Source organism: Streptomyces sp. NPDC088124 (assembly GCF_040685895.1).
GTDB lineage: Bacteria > Actinomycetota > Actinomycetes > Streptomycetales > Streptomycetaceae > Streptomyces.
Map to the genome: position 1 here is coordinate 57593 of NZ_JBFBJB010000013.1, position 26058 is coordinate 83650.

Consider the following 26058-nt stretch of genomic DNA (forward strand, 5'->3'; position numbering starts at 1 on the left):
GGAGCGGCCGCGAACGCCTGAAGTTAGCCGACTACGCGCGGTCAGGGAATGATTCGCGCGAAGCTTCCACTCCGCTCGCACTCCCCCTGCCCGTGCCCCCGTCCGTACCCCCGCTCGCGCCTGCGCCCGTAACCCCGCCCGTAACCCCGCCTGTACTCCCGCTCGCGCGCCCGTTCGTGCCGCCGCCTGTGCTCCCGTCGTGCGTCGCGCCCGGCTTCCGGGGCCCGAGGGCGGCCGCGCCCACCAGCAGCGCGCCGAGCATCAGGAACGGCGCACCCGTGCCCGCGACGCCCGCGACCAGACCGGCGGAGGCCGGGGCGGCGACCTGCCCGAGGCGGTTACCGGTGAGGCGCAGCGCGAGCGCGGTGGAGCGCGCCCCGTCGGGGGCGGCCCGTACGACGGTCGTCATCGACAGCGGCTGGCCGACGCCGAGGCAGAAGCCGAGCGCGGCGAGCATCAGCGCGAGCCCCCAGACCGGTACGGGCAGGGCGATGCCCGCGCACAGCAGCCCGCCGAGCAGACAGGTCGCGGTGAGCAGGACCGTACGGCCGACCAGGCGGAGCATCGGGGTCATCACCAGACGGCAGGCGATGGTGGCGGCGGCGCGCAGGCTGAGCAGCGCGCCGATCACGGCGGGCGCGATGCCCCGTTCCTCGCCGACGACCGGCAGATAGGCGGTGAGGATGTCGGTGGTGGAGAGCACGGCCAGGCTGATGAGGATCCCGGCGGGCACACCCCGGGTACGCAGGATGCGGTGGACGGGGACCCGTCCCGAACTCCGGTCCCGGGCGGCGACGGAGGTACGGGGCTCGACACGCCACAGCGCGGTGAAGGAGACCGCTGCGACGGTGGCGGCGACGAGCAGGGCGAGCGCGCTCGTACGGGCCATCGCGCCGCCCTGACCGGAGACGACCAGACCGGCCGCGGCGGGGCCCGCGAGCTGGCCGAGCGAGGCACCGATGGTGAAGTGGCCGAAGTTGCGGTCCTGTTCGGCGGGTGCGCTGCGGCGGGCCACGATCGACTGGGCGCCGATGACGAAGCAGAGGTGGCCGAGTCCCATCACCCCGCTCCAGGCGGCGAGTTCGACGAGAGAGCCGGCGAGGCCGCTGAGGGCGCAGCCCGCGGAGATGAGGACGACGCCGGTGACGAGCAGGGGGACACAGCGTCCGTGGTCGGTCCTGCGGCCGAGCGGTACGGCCGCGAAGAGCGGCAACAGCGCGTACACGGCGGTGATCACGCCGATGGCACGCTCGTCGGCGCCGACCGAGAGCGCCCGGTAGGAGACCGCCGGCCGCGCCATCGACACCGCGCCCTGGGCGAACCCGAAGGCGATGACGAGGCGCAGGAGCCAGCTTCTCCCACCGGGCGGCACATCGTGTCCTGGGGTTTCGTTCATCAGATAATGCCGAAGACTACCCCGGCGGCGAGAACGACGAGCGCGGTGAGCGCGGCCCATTTGACGGTGAAGCGGGTGTGGTCGCCGAACTCGACCTTCGCCATGCCGACGAGGACGTAGACGGCGGGGACGAGGGGGGACGACATGTGGAGCGGCTGGCCGACGAGGGAGGCGCGGGCGATCTCCAGCGGGGAGACACCGTGCGCGGCGCCGGCCTCGGCGAGGACCGGCAGGACGCCGAAGTAGAAGCCGTCGTTGGACATGAAGTACGTGAGCGGCACGCTCAGCAGACCGGTGACGATCGCCATGTGCGGGCCCATGCCGTCCGGGATGGCGCCCACGAGCCAGTCGGCCATGTGCTGGACCATCCCGGTGCCGGTGAGGACCCCCGTGAAGACGGCGGCGGCGAAGACCATGCCCGAGACGTTGAGGACGTTGTCGGCGTGGGCGGCGATACGGGCCTTCTGCTCGGCCATGTTGGGGTAGTTGACGGTGAGGGCGAGGGCCGCGCCGAGGAGGAAGAGCACCGGGATCGGCATCAGTTCCATGATCATGGCGGTGAGGAGCGCGACGGTCAGCCCGGCGTTGAACCAGTAGAGGCGGGGGCGCAGGGTGGGACGGTTGGGGTCGAGCCCCTGGAAGCCCTCGTCGTCGTCGGCGTCGGCACCGTCATGGGCGGAGTCGCCCGCGTGGCCGGGGCCGTCCGCCGTGGCGGTGGCGGCCGTACCGGTGCCCGCGCCGGCGCCGGTGCCCGCGCCGCCTCCGGCCTTCACGAGAAGCTGCTCGATCTTCGTCGCGGACGAGCCGGACGCCCCGGACGCCCCGGACGATCCCGGCTCCGTCTCGGTGACCGTCTCCGTCTTCAGCGCCTCGTCCAGCGTCAGCACGCCGAGCCGCTTGCGCTCCCGGATGCCGAGCACGTAAGCGAGGATCAGCACGCAGAGCAGTCCGACGGCGAGCGCCGGGATCATCGGGACGAACACCTCGCCCGCGTCCACCTTGAGCGCGGTGGCGGCCCGGGCGGTCGGGCCGCCCCACGGCAGGGTGTTCATCACGCCGTTGGCGGTGGCGGCGACGCCGGTCATGACGACCCGGCTCATCCCGAGCCGCTTGTACAGCGGGTACATCGCGGAGACGGTGATCATGAAGGTGGTGGAGCCGTCGCCGTCCAGCGAGACGATCGAGGCGAGCACCGCCGTGCCGACCACGATCCGCATCGGGTCCGCCTTGCAGAAGCGCAGGATGCCCCGGACGATCGGGTCGAAGAGTCCGACATCGATCATCACACCGAAGTAGACGATGGCGAACATCAGCATCGCGGCGGTGGGCGCGAGGTCGCCGACGCCCTTGATGACGTAGTCGCCCAACTGTGCGCCCTGTCCGACAATGACGCAGAAGAGTGCGGGTATGAGCACCAGTGCCGCGATCGGCGACATCTTCTTCATCATGATCAGCACCAGGAAGGTGGCGATCATGACGAAGCCGAGGATGGTCAGCATGGGAAAGGCCCCTCACGTTCACCTTTGAACTGCCGCCGGGGGCGGCGGTGCGGATGACGTTAAGGCGGCGTTCCACGCGTTAACAAGATGTTGACATGCGAGCAATACGAGCAAAACCCCAGGTCACAGCGGTGCCGGGGCGGACGGAGCGGCGCATCGGGCCGGACAGGATGGTGCGTCGGGCCGGGTGGGGCGGTGCGCCGGCGCGGGTCGGCGGTTCAGTCGAGCGACTTCGCGAGATAGCCGCGCAGCAGTTCCCTGGTCTCCGCGACGATCCCCGGCTCGCCCGCGGCGTCCGCGCGGAAGGCGAGCTGGAGGAGCGCGTCGGTGGCCTCGACGGCGACCAGCACCGTACGGTGCAGCGCCGCGTCCGGGGTCCGGCCGAGGTGTCCCGCGAGCAGTCCGGTGAGGCGGCGCGCGACGCGGTGGTTGGGATCGTCGTCCGGCGCGCCATCCGCGGCGGCATCCCGGACGGGCGCGCGGCGGCCGGCACCGAGCGGGAGCTGGGCGCCGAAGTCGACGAGGGAGAAGCCGGGCACGGTGCGCTTCATGGCCAGGTACTCGTCCAGCAGCGCGTCGACCGCGCCGCGCCAGTCCCGCGCGTCGAGCCGGCCGAGCCGGTCCGTGACCTGCGCGGCGTAGCGGTCCAGGTTCCGGACGGCGAGGGCGTCCGCCATGGCGCGCTTGTTGCCGAAGAAGCGGTAGACGGAGCCGATGGGGACCCCCGCGCGGGCGGCGACGGCGCGGGTGGTGAGCTCTTCGTACCCCGTCTCGTCGAGGAGTACGGCACAGGCGTCGAGGATCCGGGCGAGCCGCTCCGTGCTGCGGCGCTGGACGGGGACCCTGCGCAGGGTCTGTGCCGGGCCCCGCCGCGGCGGGGCGGCGGGCGGCACGGCGGCCGCGGCGCCCGCGGCGGCCGCGGCGGGCGCGGATCCCGGGACGTTCGGAGCACCCGGGGCGCTCGGATGACCCGGGGCGCCCGCTAAGGCGGAGGGGACGGCGGACTGTTCGTTCGTACGGTCGTGTGACACGGGGTCCATGATGCCGCGCGGCCCCGTTGACGTGCCGGTCGCTCAATCCTACGGTTGTCCATAGGATTGGACCGGAGCCCCACCCGGGCCCGGTCCCGCCGGACCAACGGGAACCCCCTCGACCAGGGAGCGGACGATGAGCGGCATCGAACAGACACGGAAGGCGGCCACGGACCTCGGCCACTCCCCCGGCTTCGGCAACGAGCACAGCTCGGAGGCGGTGCCCGGCGCGCTGCCGCACGGCCACAACTCACCGCAGCGCGCGCCGCTCGGGCTCTACGCGGAGCAGCTCAGCGGCAGCGCCTTCACCGAGCCCCGGAGCCACAACCGCCGCTCGTGGCTGTACCGCATCCGCCCCTCGGCGGCGCATCCGCCGTTCGTGCGGATCGACAACGGCGCGGTGCGCGGCGCCCCGTTCACCGAGTCCGTCCCCGACCCCAACCGGCTGCGCTGGAACCCGCTGCCGGAGCCGCCGCCCGGCACCGACTTCCTGGCCGGCCTCTGGACGCTGGGCGGCAACGGGGACGCGGCGCAGCGCTCGGGCATGGCGGTGCACCTCTACCACGCCAACGCGCCCATGACGGACCGGGTGTTCAGCGACGCGGACGGCGAACTGCTGATCGTCCCCGAGCGCGGCGGGCTGCTGATCCGTACGGAACTGGGCCTGCTCGCCGCCCGCCCCGGCGAGGTGGCGCTGATCCCGCGCGGGGTGCGGTTCCGGGTCGAGCCGCTGGACGACGTGGTGCGCGGGTACGTCTGCGAGAACTACGGGCGGCCGTTCGTCCTGCCCGACCTCGGCCCGATCGGGGCCAACGGCCTGGCCAACGCACGGGACTTCCACGCACCCGTCGCCGCGTACGAGGACATCGAGCGGCCGACCCAGGTGATCAGCAAGTACTGCGGCAACCTGTGGTCGGCCACCTACGACCACTCACCGCTCGATGTCGTCGCCTGGCACGGCAACCATGTGCCGTACGTCTACGACCTGCGGCGCTTCAACGTGATCGGCTCCATCAGCTACGACCACCCCGACCCCTCGATCTTCACCGTGCTGACCTCGCCGTCCGACACCCCGGGGCTCGCGGGCGTCGACTTCGTGGTCTTCGCGCCGCGCTGGCTGGTCGGGGAGGACACGTTCCGGCCGCCGTACTTCCACCGCAACGTGATGAGCGAGTACATGGGCCTGATCGAGGGCGCGTACGACGCGAAGACGGCCGGCGAGGGCGGGTTCGTGCCGGGCGGCGGCTCGCTGCACAACATGATGTCGGCGCACGGCCCGGACCGGGAGACCTTCGACCGGGCGAGCGCCGCCGAGCTGCGGCCGCAGAGGATCGACGGACTGGCGTTCATGTTCGAGACGCGCTGGCCGGTGACGCTGGCCGGGCAGGCGGCGCGGGCCGCGCATCTCCAGCGGGGTTACGACGAGGTGTGGCAGGGTCTTGAGCGCCACTTCAGGCCCTGACCCGCTGGGAGTTCACCGGTGACCGCCTTCGCCCCCGACTCACTGGTCCTGAACCGCAAGCTGCCGCTGTGGTACCAGGTCTCGCAGTCCCTGCGCGCCTCCATACTGGGCCGCCGTCCGCACGATCCGCTGCGGCTGCCCACGGAGGAGCAGCTCGCCGCGCACTACGGGGTCAGTGTGCTGACGATGCGCCAGGCGCTGAAGGAGCTGGAGGAGGAGGGGCTGATCAGCCGGCACCGGCGGCGCGGCACCTTCATCGAGCCGGGCGCGCGGCGGGGCGCCCCGCGCCGGCTCCTCGGTTCGGTCGACGCGATCGTGGCGCAGCAGTCGGGCGAGCTGACCACGGTCCTGGACCACGGCCCGGTCCCGGTGCCGGGTGAACTCGCCGAGTACTTCCCCGGGCTGGACGAGGTGGTCACGTACCGCAGGCTGCGCCGCGACGGCGAGAGCGGGGAGCCGGTCAACTGGGCGGAGAACGCGGTGCGTCCGGAGGTCGCGGCACGGCTCGACGTCGCGGACCTGGAGCGCTGGCCGATGACGAAGGTGCTCCGCGACACCCGGGGGATACGGATCAGCCGGATCACCGACACGGTCGAGGCCCGGCTGGCGGACCCGGTCACGGCGGAGCTGCTGGGGGTGCCGCTGCTGAGCCCGATCCTGCACTACACGGGGGTGACGTACGACGAGGGCGGCCGGGTGGTGGACGTCGCCAGGATCCGCTACCGGGGCGACCGGTTCTCCTTCTCGGTCACCGTGGAGACGGACACCGGTCCTGCGGGTGAACCTCCGGCGCGCTGATCCGGTCGGCACCGGCGGCGGTTACGCTTTCGCGGACGGCACACGGGAGAGAGGCGACGGGGAGGGTCCGGGGATGGCTGCGACGCGGGCCGACGCGGCGTTCGGGGATGCCCCGCTGCTCGGCGAGCTGATGCCGTGGTCGACGCCGCCGTTGCGGCTGGGGCGGCCGTGGGTGCTCGCGCCGGACTCCGGTTCGCTGACGGCCCGCTGGGACCGGCTCGTACGGGCCGAGGGCGCCGAGCGGGAGGCGCTGTTCGGGGTGACCCGGGCCCGTACACCGCAGAGCGCGGTGGCCGCGCTGCCCGGGCAGGCCACCGGCACCGGGCGGTTCGCGCGGGAGACGGGGCGCTGCCCGGAGCCGCTGCGGGTGGCCCACGGACCGTTCGACGAGCAGTGGCTGATCCCCGACCACCGGCTGATCGACGCGGCGCGCCCCGAGCTGTGGCGCGTCGCCGACGCCCGGCAGCTCTTCGCGGTGGAGCAGGGGTACGTCCCCCAGGGCGACCCGGGACCGGCGCTGCTGGTCAGCGCGGTCCTCCCGGACGGCCACTCCCCCGCGGGGCGGCCGGGCCGGATCCGGCCGCTCTACCGGCGCCCCGGCGGCGGGGAGCCCAATCTCGCCCCCGGGCTGACGGAGCTGCTGGCGGCGCGTCTCGGCCGGGCGGCCGGTGCCGAGGACGTGCTGGCGTGGGCCGTGGCCACCGCCGTCCCCTCGCCCGCCGGGTGCGTGGTGCCGCTCACGGCCGACCCCGGTGTCTGGGACTCCGGGGTGGAGCTGGGGCGGCGGATGACCGGGATCCAGCTCCGCGGGGCGCGGGGCGGCGAACGCCCCCGGCTGCCCGGCGGGCGCCGCCCGTACGTACGCGCAGCCGTGCCGGACCGGCCCGACTCGCTGACGTACGACGCGGTGGACGAGGCGCTGTGCGTCGGCGCCACCGGCCGCATCTCGCCCGTACCGGCCGGGGCCTGGGACTTCACGGTCGGCGGGGCGCGGGTGCTGGAGCTGTGGTTCGAGCGCCGTGCCCGGCACACGGATCCGCCGGTGCCGGGCACGCTGGAGGCGATCGGGCCGGCCGGCTGGCCCCAGGAGTGGACCTCGGAGCTGCTGGAGCTGATCACGGTCCTGGCGCTGCTCGCGGAAGTCCGGCCGCTCCGGCGGAGGTTGCTCGCCGAAGCCGAGGCCGAGGCCGGAGCCGGAGCGGCCATCGGGCGGGCCGAACTGCGGGCGGCCGGTGTCCTGCCGGTCCGGGCGGCGGCCCGCCGCCCGGCATCGGTGCTCGACCACCACGAGGAGGGCCCGGACGGGCAGTTCGCCCTCGTCTAGGGTCCCTCGTCGGGACCTCAAGCCCTCACGCCCTCACGCCCTCAGGACCGTCGGCCGCCCTTCCGCTCCGCCGCCGGTGCGAAGGAGTCGAGCACCCGGCTCAGCGCCCGGTCGAAGACCGCGTCCAGGTCGATGGGGCCCGAGTCCTCGGCCAGCGCCGCCGACAGCCGCGGGTAACGGCCCGAGGACAGCTCGCTCACCATGTACGCGATCCGGATCTCGTGTTCGCGCTCCGCGGACCAGGGCAGCGCCCGCACCCGCTCCGCCGTGTGCAGCTCGTTGGCCACGTAGGTGGTCACCACCCCGTTGACCATCGCGACCAGCTCCATCTTCTCGCCGTACAAGAGGTCGAGCCCGTCCAGGCAGCGCAGGCTGTACTCCAGGAAGCTGATCACGTTCGGACTGAATCCGTAGGCGCTCGACATCAGCCCCGCCATCCAGGGGTGGTCCCGCATCATCGTGCGCGCGCGGTACGCGAGGTGGGTGAGGTCGGCGCGCCAGTCGCCGGACGGCTCCTCGGGCAGGGGGTACGCGCCCGCGACCGCGTCGACCATCAGCTCGTGCAGGTCCTCCTTGCGCGGGATGTAGTTGTAGAGCGACATCGTGCCGCAGCCCAGCTCGGCCGCCACGTGCCGCATGGTCACGGCACCGATGCCGCCGACGTCGGCGATCCGGACGGCGGCGGACGCGATGTCGGCGCGGCTGTAGGCCGCCTTCGGCCCGCGCCCGGCCCGCTCGGGGCGGGCCCAGATCACTTCGGGTTCAGCAGGTCGCCCCGCCATGGATCATCACCTCGCCCACCATCCTAGTTACGTACACCGTACGTAGTGCGCTATGGTGAGCCGCATGACAACTACGTACGCTGTACTTAGTGAGGGTCTGGAGAAGCGCTACGGCGGCGCCGGTGGCGTGCCCGCCCTGCGCGGGCTGGATCTGGCGGTCGCCGAGGGCACCGTCTGCGGGGTGCTCGGGCCGAACGGCGCGGGCAAGACGACCGCTGTGCGGGTGCTGACCACACTCACCACGCCGGACGCGGGGAGCGCACGGGTGGCGGGGCACGATGTCGTGCGCGAGCCGGGCGCGGTGCGCCGCGCGATCGGGGTGACCGGTCAGTACGCCAGTGTCGACGGCGAGCTGACGGGCCGGGAGAACCTCCGGCTCTTCGCCAAGCTGCTCGGCATCAGGGGCGCGGCGGGCCGGGCGCGCGCCGACGAACTGCTGGAGCGCTTCGAGCTGACGGACGCCGCCGCCCGGGTCGCACGGACCTACTCCGGCGGGATGCGGCGCCGCCTCGACCTGGCGGTGAGCCTGCTGACCCGTCCCCGGGTGCTCTTCCTCGACGAGCCGACCACCGGGCTCGACCCGCACAGCCGCAACCAGATCTGGGCCGCCGTGCGCGCGCTCGCCGCCGAGGGCACCACCGTCCTGCTGACCACGCAGTATCTGGAGGAGGCCGACCAACTCGCCGACCGCGTCGTGCTGATCGACCGGGGCAGGGCCGCCCACCACGGCACACCCGCCGAACTGAAGGCGAGCATCGGCTCGTACGCGGAGGTCGTCCTCGCGCAGCCGACGGCGGCCGCCACCGGAGACGCGGGGGACGCGGCGCTGGTCGCCGCGGCGAGGGTGCTCGACCAGCTCACCGGCGCCGAGCCCGTCCTCGACCGGGAGCGCCGTACGGTCGGCGCCGTGGCCATGAACCCCGCGCTGACCGTGCCCCGGATCGTCCGGGAACTGGACGCGGCGGGCGTGCCGGTGGTCGACGTGAGCCTGCGGCCGCCCACGCTGGACCAGGTCTTCCTCCGCCTGACCGACCGCAGCCGCGATTCCGTCGCACCCCCCACGCGCCCCGCACCCCCCACGCGCCCCGCGTCCGGCACGTCCGACGCGTCCGGCACGTCCGTCCCGAAGGAGCACGCCGCATGAGCACGCTCGCCTACGACAGCGGCGCCGTCCTGGGCCGCCACCTCCAGCGGATCAGGCACGCCCCGGGCGTGGTGATCCTCACCCAGACCATGCCCGTCAACATGCTGCTCTTCTTCGGCTACGTCTTCGGCAGCGCGCTGGCGATGCCGGGCGAGGAGTACCGCGCGTACCTCGTGCCCGGACTGCTCGCGGCGACGGCCGCGGGCGGCTTGATGACGGGCATGTTCCAGGCGTCGTACGACGCCCAGCGCGGCGTCACGGACCGCTTCCTGACGCTGCCGATGAGCCGGGTCGCGGTACCGCTGGGCCAGACCCTGGCGGATCTGCTGACCACGCTCGCCGGAATGGTGCCGCTGCTGCTGGTGGGGCTGGCGGTGGGGTGGCGGATCGAGGGCGGCGCCACGGGCGCGCTCGGCGCGGTGGGGCTGCTGCTGCTCTTCCGGTTCGCGACCGCGTGGATCGGCACGTACATCGGGCTGCTCGTCCGCAACGAGGAGATCGCGGGGCAGCTCGGCGCCGCGACGTTCGTGCTGCCGCTGCTGTCGAACGCGTACATCCCGGCGGAGGGGCTGCCCGGCTGGCTGCGTACGGTCGCCGAGTGGAACCCGATCAGCGCGGTCGCGGCGGCGGTCAGGGATCTGTGCGGCAACGCCGCCCCGGTGCCGGACGCCGCCTGGCCCGCCGCGCATCCGGTGGCCGGATCCTTGCTGTGGTCACTGGTGCTGCTGGCCCTGTTCGTACCGCTGGTGGTACGGCGCTACGCGAGGGGCGGGGAGTGAGGCGGCGGCACGAGCCGCCTTCGGGACCGCGGCCGGCCAGGGCCGGTGTCGGGGAGTGGACTCACCGGCCGGGCCGCCGCGGAGGGGACGGAGGAGGAGACAGGAAGGCGGCAGCCTGCACTCGGCCGGCCCACCGAACGGTCGCGGGTGGTCCGAGCGCGGGGGTACCGCGAGCAGCCTGAACCGTGAAGGTCAGCGGCGGCTGCCGAAGAGCGTGCGGCGCAGCCGCCGCAGCGGCGCGAAGAGCGAGACCCGCGCGCCCTTCCTCGTGTGTGTCTCCGACCTGTCCCGTGCGGTCAGCTCCCGCATCAGCAGCGTCGCCTCGACCGTCTCCCGCTGTGGCACGGCGGGACCGCCGAGCACCGCGAGATGGCGGTCGAGGCGCGAACTGCTCGCGCTGCTCCCGCAGGTGATCGCAGGGATTCGTGCCCTGCTGTGCACCGTTATCTGTTTCATTCCACTCCCCACCCGTACGAGGGCACCCGGTCCGGGCAGGTTAACCCTATCGTCCCTTCAGGACACCCGTGTATCCCGCCTTCGGGCAGAACCACACTCGTACGGGGAGGAATGGACACGGCCCGATCCGTCTTAATTCAGGGCGAGTTGGACAGTTCGCCCGGTCGCGAGCGACCCGTGCGAGGGACCCGTGCCGGGGCCTCCCCGAGGGCCTTGCGGAAGGGGCTCAACAGAAGGGATGTACGGGAAGGGCTCACGCGGCCGAGGTGAAGACCGGCAGGTAGCCCATGGACTGGCCGGCGGCCGTGGGGTGGTAGGACTCGCCGATGTCCAGCACGTTCAGGCTGTTCAGCCACGAGGCGCTGGAGCAGATCTCGTGGCCGGTGAAGGCCGTGGAGACACTGGCGTAGGAGAAGCCGTGGTCGGCGGCGCGCTTCTCGGTCGCGGCGTTCAGATAGTCGGCCGCGCTGTTGATCGCGGCCCGCTTCGCCTCGCTCAGCCCCGCGATACAGGTCCCCTTGAGCTGGTAGAAGCGGGGATAGCCGAGGACCACGACTCTCGCCGACGGGGCCTTGGATCTGATCGCCGTGTAGACCGTGTCGAGGTTGCCGGGGAGCGTGGAGTCGACGAACGCGCGGGCCTGCGCGATCCGGTTGAGGCAGGCGCTCTCCGACTGGAGGACACAGACCGTCATGACGTCGGAGAATCCGGCGTCGTTGCCGCCGGCACTGATGCTGACGAGGTCGGTGGAGGAGTTGAGCGGCCCGAGCTGACTGGCGGTCACATCGCTCGTACGGGCGCCCGAGCACGCGGTGAAGGCGAACGAGGCGGGTGAGTTCGCGGCGGCCCAGAGGGCCGGATAGGCCCTGGGGGTGCGCTTGCAGGCGCCACTGGCGCTGTCGTACCCGCCGGAGCCGACCCCCGAGGAGTACGAGTCGCCGAGCGCCACGTAGTCGACGGCGGCGGCCGACTCGGCGGCCGAGGCCGCCGATGCCCCGGTGAGGGCGAGGACGGCACCGAGGAGGAGCGAGGATGAGAATGCCGTGATTCGGGCCAGTTTCATAGAACCTCTCCTTAGCAGGATTTCTGCCACAACTGTCGTACCAGCAGCGACACTTCACTGGAAGTGTCCATGCCAAGAACGCACGGTGAGAGTTTCCCTTGGATCGTTATGAGTACACGGAGCATGCAGAATTGAGCGGAACCGATCAGGGATGTTCCGGGTGTGACCGGCGAAGTACGGCCAAAGAAGCAAAAACCCGTGCCGAGGTTCCAGCTCTTGCCATACAGTCCCAATCATCAATACCGTCGTACATCCACCCGCATCGGTCCATCATGCAAGCGGCTCCTGGGGAGGGCTTCAAGCGTCGCGATGGCTCCCGGTGCGGGGCGCGGTAGGGGGGTGCCGCGCTCGGTGACCGCGCTCCGCGCTGCCGAGTCGCGGGCCGCGCGACCAGTTCCACAGCTCACCCGTCCAGCACGGAGTGCCATGCGCCATGCCGTCATGGCGGGGTGAGAACCCCCCTTTCGAACCGGAAACACAGCGGGACCGCCCGGGGGTGGGCGGTCCACCGGACGAGAGGGAAAGTCTTGTGAGCGCGTTTCTGCGCCCGGCGATACCGGGTGACGATCCGTTGGACATTCCGGCCCGGCTCCCGGTCGAACAGCGGAGCCAGGCCGAGGGGCATATCCAGATCGAACAGCAGGGCGAGCGGAAGGACCGGCTCGCGTACCGGCCGATCTCCTCGCATCTCGCGATCACTCCACCGGTGAGCGTCGTCATACCGGCCATGAACGAGGCGGAGAACCTTCCGTACGTCTTCAAGACCCTGCCCGAGTGGATCCACGAAGTCGTCCTGGTGGACGGTGACTCCACCGACGGCACGATCGAGGTGGCCCGCGCGTTACGGCCGGACGTCAAGGTCGTCGCCCAGCGCGGCAAGGGCAAGGGGGACGCCCTGATCAGCGGCTTCGCCGCATGCACCGGCGACATCATCGTGATGGTCGACGCGGACGGCTCGGCCGACGGCCAGGAGATCGTCTCCTACGTCTCGGCCCTGGTCTCCGGCGCCGACTTCGCCAAGGGCTCGCGGTTCGCCAACGGCGGCGGCACGGACGACATGACGGCGATCCGCAAGCTCGGCAACCGGGTGCTCTGCGCCGTCGTCAACGCCAAGTTCGGCGCCCGCTACACCGATCTCTGCTACGGCTACAACGCCTTCTGGCGCCACTGCCTGGACGAGATCACCCTGGACTGCACCGGCTTCGAGGTCGAGACCCTGATGAACATCCGGGTCGTCAAGGCCGGACTGAAGGTGCAGGAGATCCCGAGCCACGAGTACGACCGGATCCACGGGGTCAGCAATCTGAGAGCCGTCCGGGACGGCCTGCGCGTCCTGAGGGTGATACTCCGCGAGCGGGGCGTGCCCCGCTCGAACCGCCGCCGCCCGGTCGCCCTGCGGATCAGCGTCCCCGCGGCGCCGCGCGGGGAGGCGTCGTGAGCGTCGTGACCGAAGACCCGGCGCACGGCGGTGGTGCGGCGGCCTCGCGGCACCGGCCGTTCACGGTGGTCGTCTGCGTCTACACCGAGGACCGCTGGCAGGACATCCTCGCGGCGGTCGACTCGGTGGCGGGGCAGTCGCTGCCGGCCCTGGAGACATTGCTCGTCGTCGACCACAACCCGGCCCTGCTGGCGCGGCTCACCGCGCACTACGCCGAGCGGGCCGCGCGCGGCGAGGTGCGGGTGCTCGCCAACGCGGGGCCGCGCGGCCTCTCGGCGGGCCGCAACACCGGGATCGCGGTGGCCCGCGGCGCGTTCGTGGCGTTCCTCGACGACGACGCCGTGGCCGAACGGGACTGGCTGCGCCGCTTCGACGAGGCGTACGGGGACGATCCGCGGATCCTGGCCGTGGGCGGGCGGACGATGCCCGCGTGGGCCTCGGGGCGCAGGCCCGCCTGGTTCCCCGAGGAGTTCGACTGGGTCGTCGGCTGTACGTACCGGGGGCTGCCGGAGGGTGTGGTCCGGGTACGCAACGTCCTCGGCGGCAACGCGTCGTTCCGGCGCAGCGCGTTCGACACGGCGGGCGGCTTCGCGACGGGCATCGGGCGCGACGGCGACCGGCGCCCGCTCGGCTGCGAGGAGACGGAGCTGTGCATCCGGCTCACCGAGGCGGTACCGGACGCGGTGCTGCTGATCGACGACCGCGCCGTCATCCACCACCGGGTCCCCGCGGCCCGCGAGCGGTTCGGCTACTTCCGTACGCGGACGTACGCCGAAGGACTGTCCAAGGCACTGGTCGCCAGGAGCGTGGGGGCGGGCAAGGGGCTCGCGTCGGAGCGCCGCTACACCACCCGCGTGCTTCCGGCGGGCATCGCGCGCGGTCTGCGCGACACGGTGCGGGGGCGGCCCGGCGGTCTGGGCCGCGCCGGGGCGATCGTGGCGGGGGTGGCCACCACGGCGGCCGGCTATCTGGTGGGCCGCTACCGCACCCGGGGCGGGTCCGTGGCGTTCACGTCGGGGCCCATCGAACGGAGGGGGCCCGGCGCCGCCGAGGAGCTGCGCGGCCGGTGGGAGGCGGCCGTATGACCATGGGGAGGAGGGGCCCCGCGCCGCGCCGCGCGCCGGGCCCCTCCGGCCCCGCGTCCGCGCCGGACCCCGGCGCCCCGGGCTCCGCGGGCGGCGTACCGATCCTCATGTACCACGCCGTCACGGACCGGCCCGCACCCGCCACCCGCGCGCTCTCCGTCCCGCCCCGGGCGTTCGCCGCGCAGATGGCGCTGCTCGGCGCGCGCGGCTTCACCCCGGTCACCACGGCACGGCTCGCCGACGCCTGGCGCACCGGGAAGCCGCTGCCGGAGCGCCCGGTGCTGATCACGTTCGACGACGGTTACGAGGGGGTGCACCGGTACGCGCTCCCCGTTCTCGCGGAGCACTCCTTCGCCGCGACGCTCTTCGTGTCGACGGCGTGGCTGCGCGGCGGGTCCTCCGATCGCCGGGCGGGCGGCGCCCCGGACACCATGCTCGACTGGGACCAGGTACGGGAACTGGCCGCCGCCGGCACGGAGATCGGCGGCCACAGCCACACCCATCCGCAGCTCGACCAGACCGATGACCGGCGGCTGCGCTTCGAGACCGGGCGCTGCCGGGAGATCCTCACCGAGGAGCTGGGCGCGGAGCCCGTCTCCTTCGCCTATCCGTACGGCTACTCCAGCCGGCGGGTGCGCCACGCCGTCCGCGCGGCCGGGTTCACCCAGTCGCTGGCCGTGGGCAACGCGCTGGCGCGCCGGAGCCAGGGCCCGTACGCGCTGGAGCGGGTGACCGTGCGGCGCACCACCGGGATCGAGGAGTTCGGCCGGCTCGTCGAGGGCCGGGCGCTCGGCCGTGCGTTCGCCGGGGACCGGGCGCTGACCAAGGGGTACGCGCTGGTACGGCGGGCCCGCCGGGCGGCGGCCTTGGCCCGCGCCGCCGCGCCCGGCGCACGGCGGGGCGGCCTGACGGAGTGACGGAGGCCGGGAGCGTGACGGCGGTGGTGGGGGCGGCGCGGCGCGCCGGTTCGCGGGGCACCGGCGGCACGCTCCCCCGCCAGGGGCCAAAACACCGTGCATCGGCCGTCCCCGTGCCGGATCATGGGCGACATGTCCCCCAACCCTCAGGACGCCCTGCCGATCCGGCTCACCGTCGACGACAGCGACTCGCCCTCGGATGTGGTCGACGCGCTCTTCCTCGGCCGCTTCACGACGGGCGAGCAGCCCTACTCCCACAGCTCCACGATCGACCGGGTCAAGCCGGGCGCGGGCCTGCTGCCACCCGGTGCCACCGTGCTGCGCTCCGCCCGCGACGACGACCGGAGCGCGACCCTGGCCGAGGGCGACGGCTGGACGCTGCTGGTGTCCCGCTGGAACCGCGGCGCCGATGTGACGGTGACGGCCGTCAGCACCGAACTGGCGGAGAAGATCCACCGGCAGGCCACGGACGGCGCCCGGGACGATCCGGAGCCGCAGCCCGAGAACGTGACGATGGGGTTCTGGTACGTCTCGCCGCGGCGCGGCCCGCACCGTACGACACGGCAGATCACCGCCGGCACGTGGGACGAGGTCAGGCCCAACTACACCGCACCGGTGGCCGAGGCGATGGACCGGCTGATGAAGGTGACCCCGGACGACATCGCGGGCCGGCTGCTGCTGTTGCACGGGCCGCCGGGCACCGGCAAGACCTCGGCGCTGCGCACGCTGGCCCGTTCGTGGCGCGACTGGTGCCAGGTGGACTGTGTGCTGGACCCGGAACGGCTCTTCGGCGACGTCGGCTATCTGATGGACATCGCGATCGGCGAGGACGACGGCTCGGCCAAGGGCCGGTGGCGGCTGCTGCTTTTGGAGGACTGCGACGAGCTGATCCGCGGTGAGGCCAAGCACACGGCGGGCCAGGCGCTGTCGCGGCTGCTCAACCTGACGGACGGTCTGCTCGGGCAGGGCAGGAACGTCCTGGTGGGGGTGACGACCAACGAGGATCTGGAGCGGCTGCATCCGGCGGTGGTCCGTCCCGGCCGCTGCCTGGCCAGGATCGAGGTCGGCTCGCTGACCCGCGCGGAGGCGATCTCCTGGCTGGGCCGGGAGGACGGCGACAAGGAGGCGGCCGCGGTGGGCCGGGACGGCGCGACGCTGGCGGAGCTGTACGCGCTGCGCCGGGGAACGGGACCGGCGTCGGTCCCGGCACAGCACACCCCGGAGGCGGGCATGTATCTGTGAGACGGTTCCTGGACGCCGTCGGGCAAGGTCACTTCGTGTAGACGGCCCGGCGGTCGGGCGCGGTCACTTCGCGTACACAGCCCGTACCGCTTCCTCCGCCGCGGCGAGCGCGGCGGCCCTGCCGAGCCCGAGGCGTCGGGCACGCTCCGCGTAGGCGCGGGCGGCCGAGGCGGCCTCGCGGTCGGCGGCCTCGCCGGCGGCGGCGACGAACGTACCGTTCCTGCCCCTGGTCTCGATGACCCCGTCCGTCTCCAGGGCGCGGTACGCCTTGGCGACGGTGTTGGCGGCCAGTCCCAGCTCCTCGGCGAGCCCCCGTACGGTGGGGAGTTTGTACCCGACCGGCAGGGCACCGGAGCGGGCCTTCGCGGAGATCTGGGTACGCAGTTGCTCGTACGGAGCGGTCACGGCGGCCGGGTCGATCACGATCTTCAACGTCACGGTGAGATTCTCCCCCACGGGGCGCCGGTGCCGGGGGACGGGCGCCGGAGCTGGCCGGAACGCGACGGGAAAAAGAAGAGGCGGACCGGGAGCGGACACACGTAGGGTCACGCTCCATGACTGTGACTGTGCGTGATTTCCGCACCGAGGACGCCTCCGCCGTTGTCGCGCTGCGCCGTGCCTGCCTGCCGTTCGTCGTCGTGACGGAGAAGGCCCTCCTGTTCGAGGTGGCGAACGCGAATCCAGCCAAGAAGTACCGCCTCCTGGTGGCCGAGGAGGCGGGTGAGGTGATCGGTACGGCGCATGTGGGCATCGCCTACGACAGCGAGGATCCCGGCCAGTCCTCGGTCACTCCGCATGTCCTGCCCGGGCGGCGCGGGCGGGGCGCCGGGTCGCTGATCCTGAGGACCGCCGAGGAGCATCTGGCGGCGCACGGGGCGACGAGCGTCTACGCCTGGGCGCTGGAGGAGCCGGGCAGCCTCGCCTTCGCCGCCCGCCACGGCTACCGCCCCACGCGCTCCGCCCGCTTCCAGCGCCTCGGCCTGGCCGGTGACGCGCTGCCGGAGCTTCCCTCGGTGCTCCCGGCGGGGGTGGTGCTCCGTACGGGCGACGCGTACGCGGCCGACCCGCGCCCGCTGTTCGAGGCGGACGCGGAGGTGTCCTCGGACGAGCCGGGCGATATCGCGACGGCCCTGGACGACTACGAGGACTGGCTGAACCACACCTGGAACCACCCGTGTCTGGACCGCGGGCTGACCACGGTGGTGGAGGTGGACGGACAGGTGGCGGCCTTCACCTCGGCCCAAACCGACGGCGCCACCCGCTACGCGACCGGTATGACGGGGACGCGCCGCGCTTTCCGGGGCCGCGGTCTGGCGAAGCTCGCCAAGACGGACTCCCTCCTCCGGGCCAGAGCGGCGGGTTACCAGGAGGCGTTCACGTCGAACGACGCGGACAACGGCCCGATGCTGGCCGTCAACCGGTGGTTCGGCTACGAGATCTGCGCGTCCGAAGTACGCCATGTCCGCGAGCTGAGCTGACCTCCGGTACGGCTATTCTCCGCGCGTGGCGGGCAGGGCCGTGGACCGGTCGGTGCCCGGGGAGTGGGCGATCGGGTCGTCGTCCTCGTGCCAGTGCAGCAGGAAGCGCTCACCGGCGCGGTAGGCATCGAGCCCGGCCCGGCAGTACGCGACCAGGTCGTCCGGGAGCCCGGACAGCGGGTGCCAGGACAGGCCCGAGCACTTCTCCGGCTCCCGGTTGTACGGCTCACCGCCCGCCCCGTACTCCGCCTCGAAGAACCACCCGATCCGGGGGCTGCCGGACGGACCGCGGTGCTGCATGACCAGGGCGACCCGCAGATCAGCGGGGGTCAGCGCGACGCCGATCTCCTCGGCCGCCTCCCGGATCACGGCCGTACGAACGTCCTCGCCGGATTCCACGTGCCCCGAAGGGCAGTTGAGCAGCCCGTCGCCGTACCCCGTCCCGGCTCTGCGGGCGAGCAGCACCTCGTCGCCCCGGCGCAGGACGAGATGGACGTCGACCACTTCCCGGTGGCGCCGGGGCGGGGCCGGGGTCGCGATCAGCGCGTACCGCTCGTCGTCGACGGGGCGACCCCAGAGCGCGGGGTCCGCGGAGAGCCGGTCGTACTGGACGCGTTCGGTGAGCGGGGCCAGGGCCGTGGTCAGCCGTGACGCGGGCAGGCCCGTCCCGGACCAAACCCCTTCGACGAGGACCAGCCGGCCGCCGGGCCGCAGCAACGCCGTCCAGTGACGCAACGTCTCCTCCGGGTCGGGCAGCAGCCAGAGCACATGACGGGCCAGCACCACATCGAAGCGCCGCTCCCCCACCGGCGGCCGGGCCGCGTCGCCGATGAGGACCTCGGCGTCGGTGCCTGCCAGCTTGGCCCGGGCGAGGGCCGTCATCCGCGGAGAAAGATCGACGGCCGTCACCCGGTGCCCCCGCTCGGCGGCGAGCAGGGCGAGGCTCCCCGTACCGCACCCGAGGTCGAGCACCCGGGACGGCGTGGCGGGCAGCCACCCCGCCATCCTGGCCGCCCAGGCGGCGCGCACGGCGGGGTCCAGAAGCCCGTGGTCGGGCTCCTGGTCGAAGGTGTCGGCGGTGGCGTCCCAGTCGGTCGTGGTCATGTTCCGATGATGCCGGTCACCACTGACAACGGTCCCCCGTCACCACCCGCCACCCCGAGTCCACCTGGTGGCGGGGCGCATGGCAGGGCGGCTGACGATCATCACGGTCCGCGTTCAGACCGTCTCGGCGACCTTGCACAGTACAGCGGCGCCGGCCGGGACATCGTGGCTGAGCCGGACCGCGCGGTGCGGCAGCGCGGCGAGACGCGACGCCACCTCGGCACGAGCGCTCACGTGGCCGCCGCCGTCCACGCCCTGCGCCAGCCCGAAGACGTCCGGGTAGCGGTCCTCCGTCGCGCCCGACATGAAGTCGGCCTCCTCCAGCGTGCGGGCGACATCGACGATGTCGGGCGCCGAGCCGACGTCGATCTGAGGGAAGAGGAGACCCGCCGCCCGGCCGCTCGTGGCCAGAGGCACGTCGAACAGGTCCGGGAACTGGTCCGGGAACACCTGGACCTTCCGCTCCTTCCCTCTGCTGTCCCACAACGGCGTGTGCTCCCTGGTGAGCAGCGCCTCCGTTACCGCCGGGTGCTGAGTCGGGTGGAATGTGCCCCCGGCCCGAAGGTGTTCGCGAGCGACGGCGTCCCAGCCCAGTGAGTGGAGAAGACCGAGGCCGAGCGCGGCGGCGGACGGCCAGGGAACGACCTCGACGTCCCGCTCGCCGGTCGGCCGGACCAGGACCCGGTCGTTGGCGAGGAGCCGCCAGCCGTGCGAGGCGAGCAACAGGGCCGTGGTCGTCTTCCCCGCCCCCTTGCCACCGCAGGTGAGAAGCGTCGCCCCGTCGTCCGGCCGCACGACCGCGGAGGAGTGGAGCACGGCCCAGCCGTCCCGCAGGAGCTGACCACGGATCGTCTCCCGCGCGAGGCGCGCGGCGGCCAGAGCAAGAGACTGCACCTCCGCGCCCACGAGGACGACGTGGCCGGTGGTCGGAGTACTGCGGTACGCGATGGCCTCGTCCGGCGATGTCGCGATGATGTCCTCACCGTCGCGCGCCACCAGCAGCGGGAACTTCGCGTACTCCACGGCCTCCGGGGGTCGGCCGTCGCGGACGATACGGGTGATCGCTTCGTAGCCGGCGCGGTCGAGGCGTGCGGTCACCACGGCGTCTTCGGGCACGCCGGACGCGTCCACCGAGGTGGCGTTCCACCATGGTCCGAAGTAGCGCAGGGCCCAGTTGGTCACCTCCGGCCGGTCGCTGAGTACGGTCACGACCGCCGCGGCGGCCTCAACTCGGGCAGCACTGATCACGGAATGATCCTCTCGGTGTAGGCAGGGAGATGGGTGTAGGCGTCACGGAGACTGCTGGCTGCCGAATCCAGACAGAGACGCTCGGAGCGGGTGAGCGGGGGCAGGCACGGCACGGCCTGACCGTCGGTGAAGCTCATCGGAATTCCGAGCCGGACGTCCCCGTACGGAACGGACAACTCCTCGACGCCGTCGACCAGTCCGAGGGCCTTACGGAGCGTGGACAGCACGGCGCCTGCGGGCCCGCAGCGGGTACGGCCGATGCCCCTGCGAATCAGTGCCGGTCGTCGTTGGAGTTCCCCTATGACCGCGTGTACCGCGACCGAGACCGGGCGACCGGCGACGGTGGTCGTGGATACGCACACGACCGCGCGGTCGCCGTGCTCGCCGAGCACGTGGCCGCGCACGAGATCCGGGGAGACCCGGGTGTACCGGGCCAGCAGGAGCCGGTACCGGGCGGAGTCGAGGTTCGACCCGATTCCGAAGACCCGGGGGCAGCCGGACACCTCGGCGAACCTTCGCGCCATCAGGTCGACAGGGTTCGTCACGACGATGACGAGGCCGCCGTATCCGCGCAAGCCTTGTGCGAGGGCGTCGAGAGCAGGGACATTCTCCACTGCGCCGCCGCGCCGGATGTCCCGCTCGGCGGTGTTCTCGAAGTCGGCGCGGAGGGCGATCACCACCGCGTCACAGCCGCGGAGGTCGGCGACTTCGCCAACCTCGGCCTTCGTACGTGATCCGGTTGCGTGCGCGAGGTCCTGGAGGTCGGCGGTCAAGCCGCGGAGTTGGTCGGGCTGCCGGGACACCATGAGGAGCCGTCCGGGCAGCGCGGTCGCGGCGAGGGCGGCTGCGAGAGTCTGCCCGACGGCCCCCGCCCCGACGATCCCCACCATCGGACCGCTCACCGAGCTCCCCCAGCGGCGTGGTCCACCTCGGAGAAGACCGCGTCCAGGAGCCGATGACCGGTGATCGCCCCCACAAGGAGTGCACTCAGCCGGTCCACTATGCCCGCCGCCGTACGAGCGTGCGCCACGAGAGACTGCTGATGGGGAGCGAGCGGGAGGTCCCGAGGGGCGCTGAGACACGTGCTCAAGATGCTCACGATGTCCATGAGCCACAGGACCATGACCTCGCGGACTCGTGCCGCTCGATCGTGCGCAGGCAGCGCCGCGGCGTAACGGGCGAGCGTCGACGCGACTCCTCGCACGATCTCCCGAGCGGCGCGCTGCTCGGAATGCCCGATGGCGAGAAGCACCGTCCGGCCCGTGAGCTTCGCGACATCCGGTTCGGGACCGGCAGCAAAGTGCACCGCCGGGTCAATGAAACGCAGGCGTGGGCCATCAAGATAGACATGCTCCGGTTTGAGGTCACCGAACACCGTGGTGCTACGGCGAAACGAGATCGCGCTGGCCATCCGGTGCAGTCGCCACACCGCGCTCCGGACCAGTTCCACGACTTCTTTGCGCTCCTGCTCCGGGAGCCCGCGATCCCGGCCGAGCTCCCGAAGGTAGGCATCGGCGCTCAAGCCGTTGAACCTCCTGCGGAAGACGGCTGCGACGGACCGTTCGCCGATCGGTGCCGCTCCGCGCAGGCACTCCGCGCCAACCGGCCCATGCAGATCACCGAGAGCGAGGAGGGTCGCGTCCAGAAGCTCGCTATCGTGGGACTTATTGTGATTCAAATTTTGTGAGGAGCAGCACATATGCCTCATCTGGTCTTGTGGGACATCGACCACACGCTCATCGAGTCACGCGGCGTCGGACATGAACTGTCCGCTGCGGCTTTCGAGCAGGTGACCGGTCAGCCCATGAGGGACCAAGCAAAGATCGACGGCATCACGGAGGCCGTGATCTTCCGTGAGACCGCGATGATGCACGGTCTCACGACGAACCGCGGCGACTTCGAGCGGTTCGCGCAAGCTCTCACCGAGCAGCACCTGCAGCACGCCGCGGAGTTGAGGGAGCGTGGTTCCGCTCTCGCCGGTGCAGCAGCCGCTCTTGACGCCCTCGCGGCGGCGAACGTCCGGCAGACCGTAGTGACGGGCAACATCCGCGCGGTCGCCGAGATCAAGCTGAACATCTTCGGCCTCGACACACACATCGACTGGGACGCCGGCGCTTACGGAGAGGACGCGGATCTCCGGCCCGCTCTCGTCCGCCTCGCTCTCGCCCGCTCATCCGCCACGGCGGCGGACACGGTACTGATCGGCGACACCCCGGCGGACGTCCAAGGCGGGCGAGAGAACGGCGTCCGGATCATCGCCGTCGCAACAGGCCGAAGCTCCACGTCCGGTCTGCGCGAGGCGGGCGCCGATATCGTCCTTGCCGACCTGACCGATGTCGACCTTCTCCTCAAGCTGGTCACGGGCCGCATGTAGCGCGGAACATGGATGAAGGAGCCTGACCAGATTCCGGTCGATCATCGCCGCCCGTGAGGCCCGGGCGCTGTCCCTTCTCCACGACGGCCGCAGCACCCGGCGACGGCTCGCCGAGGCCATGCACCTGGTGGACCGGAGCAACACCGGTCGGGGCCGCCCGGCTCCGGAGTGGGCGGCATTCCACGGTCCTGCCGAACTCGACTACGCGCAAGGGCTGCTCTACACCGAACTCGGCCACCACCATTCCGCCGTGCAGTTCCTTCGGGCGGCACTCGATGACCAGGACCGAACCTTCGGCCGCAACCGTGCCCTCTACCGGCTCACCCTCGCCAGGAGCCTCGTCCTGGCTGGTGACGTCGACGAGGGTGCTGCTCGTGCCGTAGAAAGCCTGGAGCACCTCGAAGAGGTGGAGTCCGGCCGCGTCACAAGGAAGCTCAGCGAGGTGACGGGCCGACTTCGCCGCAGCGACGCCGTCTCCGCACGTCGGGCCGTCGAGGAACTGACCGAGTACATCCAGGCGAAGGGAGCGGCGTGACAGGGAGCGGCGTAACGGCGTCCGAAGTGGTCTACGAACGGTACGAGGGCAAGGAGGTCGCCCAGCGGCTCGACGACTTCATCGCGGCGTACGAAGAGGTGTACGCCGAGCCGCCGTACCGCGAAGGCCCCAGCGACATCGCCGAGTTCATCGAGCACTACCAGGCGCATGTGCGGCGGGCCGGGATGCGTCTGGTCATCGCGCGCGACGCCCACCAGGTCGTCGGCTTCACCTACGGCTACCTCCTCCCGGCGGACAGCCAGTGGTGGGCCAACGTCCAAGAGGACCTGCCTGAGGACTTCACCCGGGAAGACGGCGCCCGGACCTGGGTCGTCCTCGAACTCGCCGTGCGGAAAGCGTGGCGCCGACTCGGCATCGCCACCACCCTGCACGCCCTGCTCCTCGACGGCCTGGACATCGAGCGTGTCACCCTGACCGTCCGGCCCGAGCCGGAAGCGAAGGCCGCGCAGGCGGCGTACGCGAAGTGGGGATACCACGAGGTCGGACTGTCGCATCCATGGGACGAGGCCCCTTTCTGCACGGCGATGGTGCTCGATCTCTCCCAGGCGTCCGCCTGACCCGACCGTCCCGCCCTCGCCGCGAACGGCTCCCGCTGATGTTGGACAGTCGTGAACTCTCGGCGCGCGGGCGACGGGAGATGGAGAACATCCGGTACGCGATCCGCCTCGCCGAGGCGTGAGAGGAGCCCGACGGTGTCCGAAGACCTGACTGCCGTGGCCCGATTCCTGTACGAGGCGGGAACGCTGAAGTCCACCAAGCGCAGCGGCTGGTGGCTGGCCGGTGTCAAGGACCCCGAGTCGGTCGCCGATCATTCCTGGCGAACCGCCCTCCTCGCCTCCGTCATCGCGAAGCTGGAGGGCGCGGACCCGGCCCAGGCCGCACTGCTCGCTGTCTGGCACGACTCGCAGGAGACCCGTACCGGGGACGTCAACCACCTCGGCGAGAAGTACAGCAAGGGCGGCGAGGCCGATCCCCGCGACATCACCGCCGACCAGGTCGCCGACATGCCCGAGGTCCTGGCGGCGACGGTCAGGGACCTCGTCGCGGAGTACGAGGCGAAGGAGTCCCCCGAGGCGGTCTGTGCCCGCGACGCCGACAAACTGGAGTGCATGATCCAGGGAATCGAGTACCGGGCCCAGGGTTACATCAACGTTCAGCGCTGGATCGACAACAGCCGCGGCCGCATCACCACGAAGTCCGGCCAGGCGATCGCCGATGCCGTACTGGCGACCGGATCACTCGACTGGCTGCGGTCGGCCCTCGGCGAAGAGCTCTGATCCCGGAGGAAGAACCGCCCGCCCCGGAGTCGTGGGGGCGGGCGGTTCCGTCGGACCCGGGCACTCCACCGGCGGGTCACGGACGACGGGAGTCGCAAGGCCGCGTTACGACGCGGCCCCCCGGCGCGACGCGATCAGCTTCCGGATCGCCGGCCAGGCCAGCAGCAGCACGATCACCGCGTAGACCGTCACCGAGAACGGGGTGTTGACCAGCCCGGTCACGCTGCCGTCGCTGATCTGGAGCGCGCGCCGCAACTGCTGTTCGGCGGCCGGGCCGAGGATGACGCCGATGACCGCGGGCAGCACGGGCAGCCCGTAGCGGCGCATCCCGAAGCCGATCAGCCCGATGATCAGCAGGATGACCAGGTCGAGCGCCTCGCCGCCGACCGCGTAGGCGCCGACCGCCGCGAAGAAGAGGATCCCCGCGTAGAGGTAGGGACGCGGGACGCGCAGGAGCTTGGCCCAGACCGGTGCCAGCGGGAGGTTGAGGGCGAGCAGCAGCACCATGCCGACGAAGAGGGAGGCGATCAGCCCCCAGACCAGCTCGGGTTCGCGTTCGAAGAGGAGCGGGCCCGGCTGGATGCCGTACTGCTGGAAGGCGGCGAGCATCACGGCGGCGACGGCCGTCGTGGGCAGTCCGAGGGTGAGCATCGAGACCAGCGTGCCGGCCGCCGACGCGGAGGCGGCCGACTCGGGGCCCGCCACGCCCTCGATGGCGCCCTTGCCGAACTCGTCCTTGTGCCGGGAGAGCCGCTTCTCGGTGACGTAGGAGAGGAAGGTGGGGATCTCCGCGCCGCCGGCCGGGATCGCCCCGAACGGGAAGCCGATGAGCGGGCCGCGCAGCCAGGGCCGCCAGGTGCGGCGGAGGTCCTTCCTCGCGAGCCAGGGGCGGCCGACCGGGATCGCCTCGCCCGTGGTGCGGCGCAGGTGGGCGGCGACCCACAGGGCCTCGCCGATCGCGAAGAGGCCGACCGCGACGATCACCACGTCGATGCCGTCGGCGAGTTGGAGCGTGCCGAAGGTGAGCCGCTGCTGGCCGGTCATCTGGTCGAGCCCGACCAGTCCGATGGTGAGGCCGATGAGGAGGGAGGCGAGGCCGCGGATCCGGGAGGAGCCGAGGACGGAGGTCACGGCGATGAAGGCGAGCACCATGATGGCGAAGTAGTCGGGGGCGCCGATGTCGACGGCGAGCGCGGCGACGGTCGGGGCGAGGACGACCAGCAGGATCGTGCCGATCATGCCGCCGGCGAAGTGTCCGCCGGCTGCCGCGGCGAGCGCCTGGGCGCCGCGTCCCGCCTTGGCCATCGGGTTGCCCTCGATCGCCGCCACGACGGCCGCGCTCTCCCCCGGGGTGTTGAGCAGGATCGAGGTGGTGGAGCCGCCGAACATCGCCCCGTAGTAGATCCCGGCGAACATGATGAACGCGCCGGTCGGGTCGAGTCCGTACGTCACGGGGAGCAGCAGCGCGACCGCCATGGCGGGCCCGATGCCGGGCAGGACGCCGATCGCGGTGCCGAGCAGCACGCCGATCGCGGCCCAGAGCAGGTTCATCGGCGTCAGAGCCGTACCGAAGCCGTCGAGGAGGGAGTTGAGGGAGTCCATCGG

General features: G+C 72.1%; 26 protein-coding genes and 1 pseudogene. 15 read left to right on the forward strand and 12 right to left on the reverse strand.

Features of this window, described 5'->3' with window-relative positions:
- Window positions 1–31: 31 nt before the first annotated feature.
- The 3 genes from AB0P17_RS12915 to AB0P17_RS12925 form a co-directional block, all read right to left on the reverse strand.
- Window positions 32–1396 carry an MFS transporter gene (locus AB0P17_RS12915; protein WP_365810313.1) on the reverse strand — a complete coding sequence of 455 codons (1365 nt, stop codon included), beginning with the start codon at window positions 1394–1396 and terminating at the stop codon, window positions 32–34.
- The gene (locus AB0P17_RS12920; protein WP_365810314.1) at window positions 1396–2895 is read right to left on the reverse strand and encodes a citrate:proton symporter; all 1500 of its coding nucleotides are present in this window, start codon (window positions 2893–2895) and stop codon (window positions 1396–1398) included. Before AB0P17_RS12920 ends, AB0P17_RS12915 begins: the two co-directional genes overlap by 1 nt.
- Before the next feature lie 218 nt (window positions 2896–3113).
- The gene (locus tag AB0P17_RS12925; RefSeq protein WP_365810497.1) at window positions 3114–3788 is read right to left on the reverse strand and encodes a TetR/AcrR family transcriptional regulator; all 675 of its coding nucleotides are present in this window, start codon (window positions 3786–3788) and stop codon (window positions 3114–3116) included.
- A gap of 274 nt (window positions 3789–4062) precedes the next feature.
- Between AB0P17_RS12925 and hmgA the strand changes: the two genes are divergently transcribed.
- The 3 genes from hmgA (at window position 4063) to AB0P17_RS12940 (ending at window position 7510) form a co-directional block, all read left to right on the forward strand.
- The gene (gene hmgA / locus AB0P17_RS12930; protein ID WP_365810315.1) at window positions 4063–5388 is read left to right on the forward strand and encodes a homogentisate 1,2-dioxygenase; all 1326 of its coding nucleotides are present in this window, start codon (window positions 4063–4065) and stop codon (window positions 5386–5388) included.
- 18 nt (window positions 5389–5406) lie between these two features.
- Window positions 5407–6186, forward strand: a complete 780-nt coding sequence (locus AB0P17_RS12935) for a GntR family transcriptional regulator (protein WP_365810316.1) — start codon at window positions 5407–5409, stop codon at window positions 6184–6186.
- A 73-nt stretch (window positions 6187–6259) separates the two neighbouring features.
- Window positions 6260–7510 carry a type ISP restriction/modification enzyme gene (locus tag AB0P17_RS12940; protein ID WP_365810318.1) on the forward strand — a complete coding sequence of 417 codons (1251 nt, stop codon included), beginning with the start codon at window positions 6260–6262 and terminating at the stop codon, window positions 7508–7510.
- 41 nt (window positions 7511–7551) lie between these two features.
- On the opposite strand, the gene AB0P17_RS12945 is transcribed toward AB0P17_RS12940, so the two are convergent.
- Complete coding sequence (locus tag AB0P17_RS12945; protein ID WP_365810319.1) at window positions 7552–8292, reverse strand: TetR/AcrR family transcriptional regulator; 741 nt, start codon at window positions 8290–8292, stop codon at window positions 7552–7554.
- Between the two features lie 64 nt (window positions 8293–8356).
- On the opposite strand from AB0P17_RS12945, the gene AB0P17_RS12950 reads away from it, so the two are divergent.
- The gene (locus AB0P17_RS12950; RefSeq protein ID WP_365810321.1) at window positions 8357–9436 is read left to right on the forward strand and encodes an ATP-binding cassette domain-containing protein; all 1080 of its coding nucleotides are present in this window, start codon (window positions 8357–8359) and stop codon (window positions 9434–9436) included.
- Window positions 9433–10215, forward strand: a complete 783-nt coding sequence (locus tag AB0P17_RS12955; protein ID WP_365810323.1) for an ABC transporter permease — start codon at window positions 9433–9435, stop codon at window positions 10213–10215. The genes AB0P17_RS12950 and AB0P17_RS12955 overlap by 4 nt, the downstream gene beginning before the upstream one ends.
- Before the next feature lie 192 nt (window positions 10216–10407).
- Here AB0P17_RS12955 and AB0P17_RS12960 read toward each other — a convergent pair whose 3' ends face one another.
- Both AB0P17_RS12960 and AB0P17_RS12965 read right to left on the reverse strand, forming a co-directional pair.
- Complete coding sequence (locus tag AB0P17_RS12960; RefSeq protein ID WP_365810325.1) at window positions 10408–10671, reverse strand: hypothetical protein; 264 nt, start codon at window positions 10669–10671, stop codon at window positions 10408–10410.
- Between the two features lie 253 nt (window positions 10672–10924).
- Complete coding sequence (locus AB0P17_RS12965; RefSeq protein WP_365810326.1) at window positions 10925–11734, reverse strand: SGNH/GDSL hydrolase family protein; 810 nt, start codon at window positions 11732–11734, stop codon at window positions 10925–10927.
- 625 nt (window positions 11735–12359) lie between these two features.
- On the opposite strand from AB0P17_RS12965, the gene AB0P17_RS12970 reads away from it, so the two are divergent.
- From AB0P17_RS12970 to AB0P17_RS12985, 4 genes are all read left to right on the forward strand, one after another.
- A complete protein-coding gene (locus tag AB0P17_RS12970; protein ID WP_365810499.1) occupies window positions 12360–13172 on the forward strand; it encodes a glycosyltransferase family 2 protein in 813 nt (270 codons plus the stop codon).
- A 5-nt stretch (window positions 13173–13177) separates the two neighbouring features.
- Window positions 13178–14257 carry a glycosyltransferase family 2 protein gene (locus AB0P17_RS12975; protein ID WP_365810501.1) on the forward strand — a complete coding sequence of 360 codons (1080 nt, stop codon included), beginning with the start codon at window positions 13178–13180 and terminating at the stop codon, window positions 14255–14257.
- A 107-nt stretch (window positions 14258–14364) separates the two neighbouring features.
- Entirely contained in the window at window positions 14365–15174 is an 810-nt protein-coding gene (locus AB0P17_RS12980) for a polysaccharide deacetylase family protein (RefSeq protein WP_365810503.1), read from the forward strand.
- A gap of 132 nt (window positions 15175–15306) precedes the next feature.
- Window positions 15307–16416 (forward strand): DUF5925 domain-containing protein, encoded by a 1110-nt coding sequence (locus AB0P17_RS12985; protein ID WP_365810328.1) that lies wholly within the window; start codon window positions 15307–15309, stop codon window positions 16414–16416.
- A gap of 63 nt (window positions 16417–16479) precedes the next feature.
- Here the strand turns inward: AB0P17_RS12985 and AB0P17_RS12990 are convergent, their stop codons facing one another.
- Window positions 16480–16854, reverse strand: a complete 375-nt coding sequence (locus AB0P17_RS12990; protein ID WP_365810329.1) for a GntR family transcriptional regulator — start codon at window positions 16852–16854, stop codon at window positions 16480–16482.
- Between the two features lie 116 nt (window positions 16855–16970).
- Here AB0P17_RS12990 and AB0P17_RS12995 point away from each other — a divergent pair, with 116 nt between their 5' ends.
- The gene (locus AB0P17_RS12995) at window positions 16971–17894 is read left to right on the forward strand and encodes a GNAT family N-acetyltransferase (RefSeq protein ID WP_365810331.1); all 924 of its coding nucleotides are present in this window, start codon (window positions 16971–16973) and stop codon (window positions 17892–17894) included.
- A gap of 12 nt (window positions 17895–17906) precedes the next feature.
- Here AB0P17_RS12995 and AB0P17_RS13000 read toward each other — a convergent pair whose 3' ends face one another.
- From AB0P17_RS13000 to AB0P17_RS13015, 4 genes are all read right to left on the reverse strand, one after another.
- Entirely contained in the window at window positions 17907–18998 is a 1092-nt protein-coding gene (locus tag AB0P17_RS13000) for a methyltransferase domain-containing protein (RefSeq protein WP_365810333.1), read from the reverse strand.
- Window positions 18999–19112: 114 nt separating this feature from the next.
- Complete coding sequence (locus AB0P17_RS13005; RefSeq protein WP_365810335.1) at window positions 19113–20246, reverse strand: hypothetical protein; 1134 nt, start codon at window positions 20244–20246, stop codon at window positions 19113–19115.
- Window positions 20243–21148, reverse strand: coding sequence for an NAD-binding protein (locus AB0P17_RS13010; protein WP_365810337.1), 906 nt, complete (start codon window positions 21146–21148; stop codon window positions 20243–20245). Before AB0P17_RS13010 ends, AB0P17_RS13005 begins: the two co-directional genes overlap by 4 nt.
- Window positions 21145–21768, reverse strand: coding sequence for a hypothetical protein (locus AB0P17_RS13015; protein ID WP_365810339.1), 624 nt, complete (start codon window positions 21766–21768; stop codon window positions 21145–21147). The genes AB0P17_RS13010 and AB0P17_RS13015 overlap by 4 nt, the downstream gene beginning before the upstream one ends.
- Before the next feature lie 177 nt (window positions 21769–21945).
- On the opposite strand from AB0P17_RS13015, the gene AB0P17_RS13020 reads away from it, so the two are divergent.
- The 5 genes and pseudogenes from AB0P17_RS13020 (at window position 21946) to AB0P17_RS13040 (ending at window position 24453) form a co-directional block, all read left to right on the forward strand.
- Window positions 21946–22620, forward strand: coding sequence for an HAD hydrolase-like protein (locus AB0P17_RS13020; RefSeq protein WP_365810342.1), 675 nt, complete (start codon window positions 21946–21948; stop codon window positions 22618–22620).
- Window positions 22621–22747: 127 nt separating this feature from the next.
- Entirely contained in the window at window positions 22748–23155 is a 408-nt protein-coding gene (locus AB0P17_RS13025) for a hypothetical protein (protein WP_365810344.1), read from the forward strand.
- Window positions 23152–23733, forward strand: coding sequence for a GNAT family N-acetyltransferase (locus AB0P17_RS13030; protein ID WP_365810346.1), 582 nt, complete (start codon window positions 23152–23154; stop codon window positions 23731–23733). The genes AB0P17_RS13025 and AB0P17_RS13030 overlap by 4 nt, the downstream gene beginning before the upstream one ends.
- 20 nt (window positions 23734–23753) lie before the next feature.
- A pseudogene (locus AB0P17_RS13035) lies at window positions 23754–23855 on the forward strand (transcriptional regulator); the annotation flags it as partial.
- Window positions 23856–23868: 13 nt separating this feature from the next.
- Entirely contained in the window at window positions 23869–24453 is a 585-nt protein-coding gene (locus tag AB0P17_RS13040) for an HD domain-containing protein (RefSeq protein WP_365810349.1), read from the forward strand.
- Window positions 24454–24558: 105 nt separating this feature from the next.
- Here AB0P17_RS13040 and AB0P17_RS13045 read toward each other — a convergent pair whose 3' ends face one another.
- Entirely contained in the window at window positions 24559–26055 is a 1497-nt protein-coding gene (locus AB0P17_RS13045; RefSeq protein WP_365810351.1) for a tripartite tricarboxylate transporter permease, read from the reverse strand.
- Between the last annotated feature and the right edge of the window lie 3 nt (window positions 26056–26058).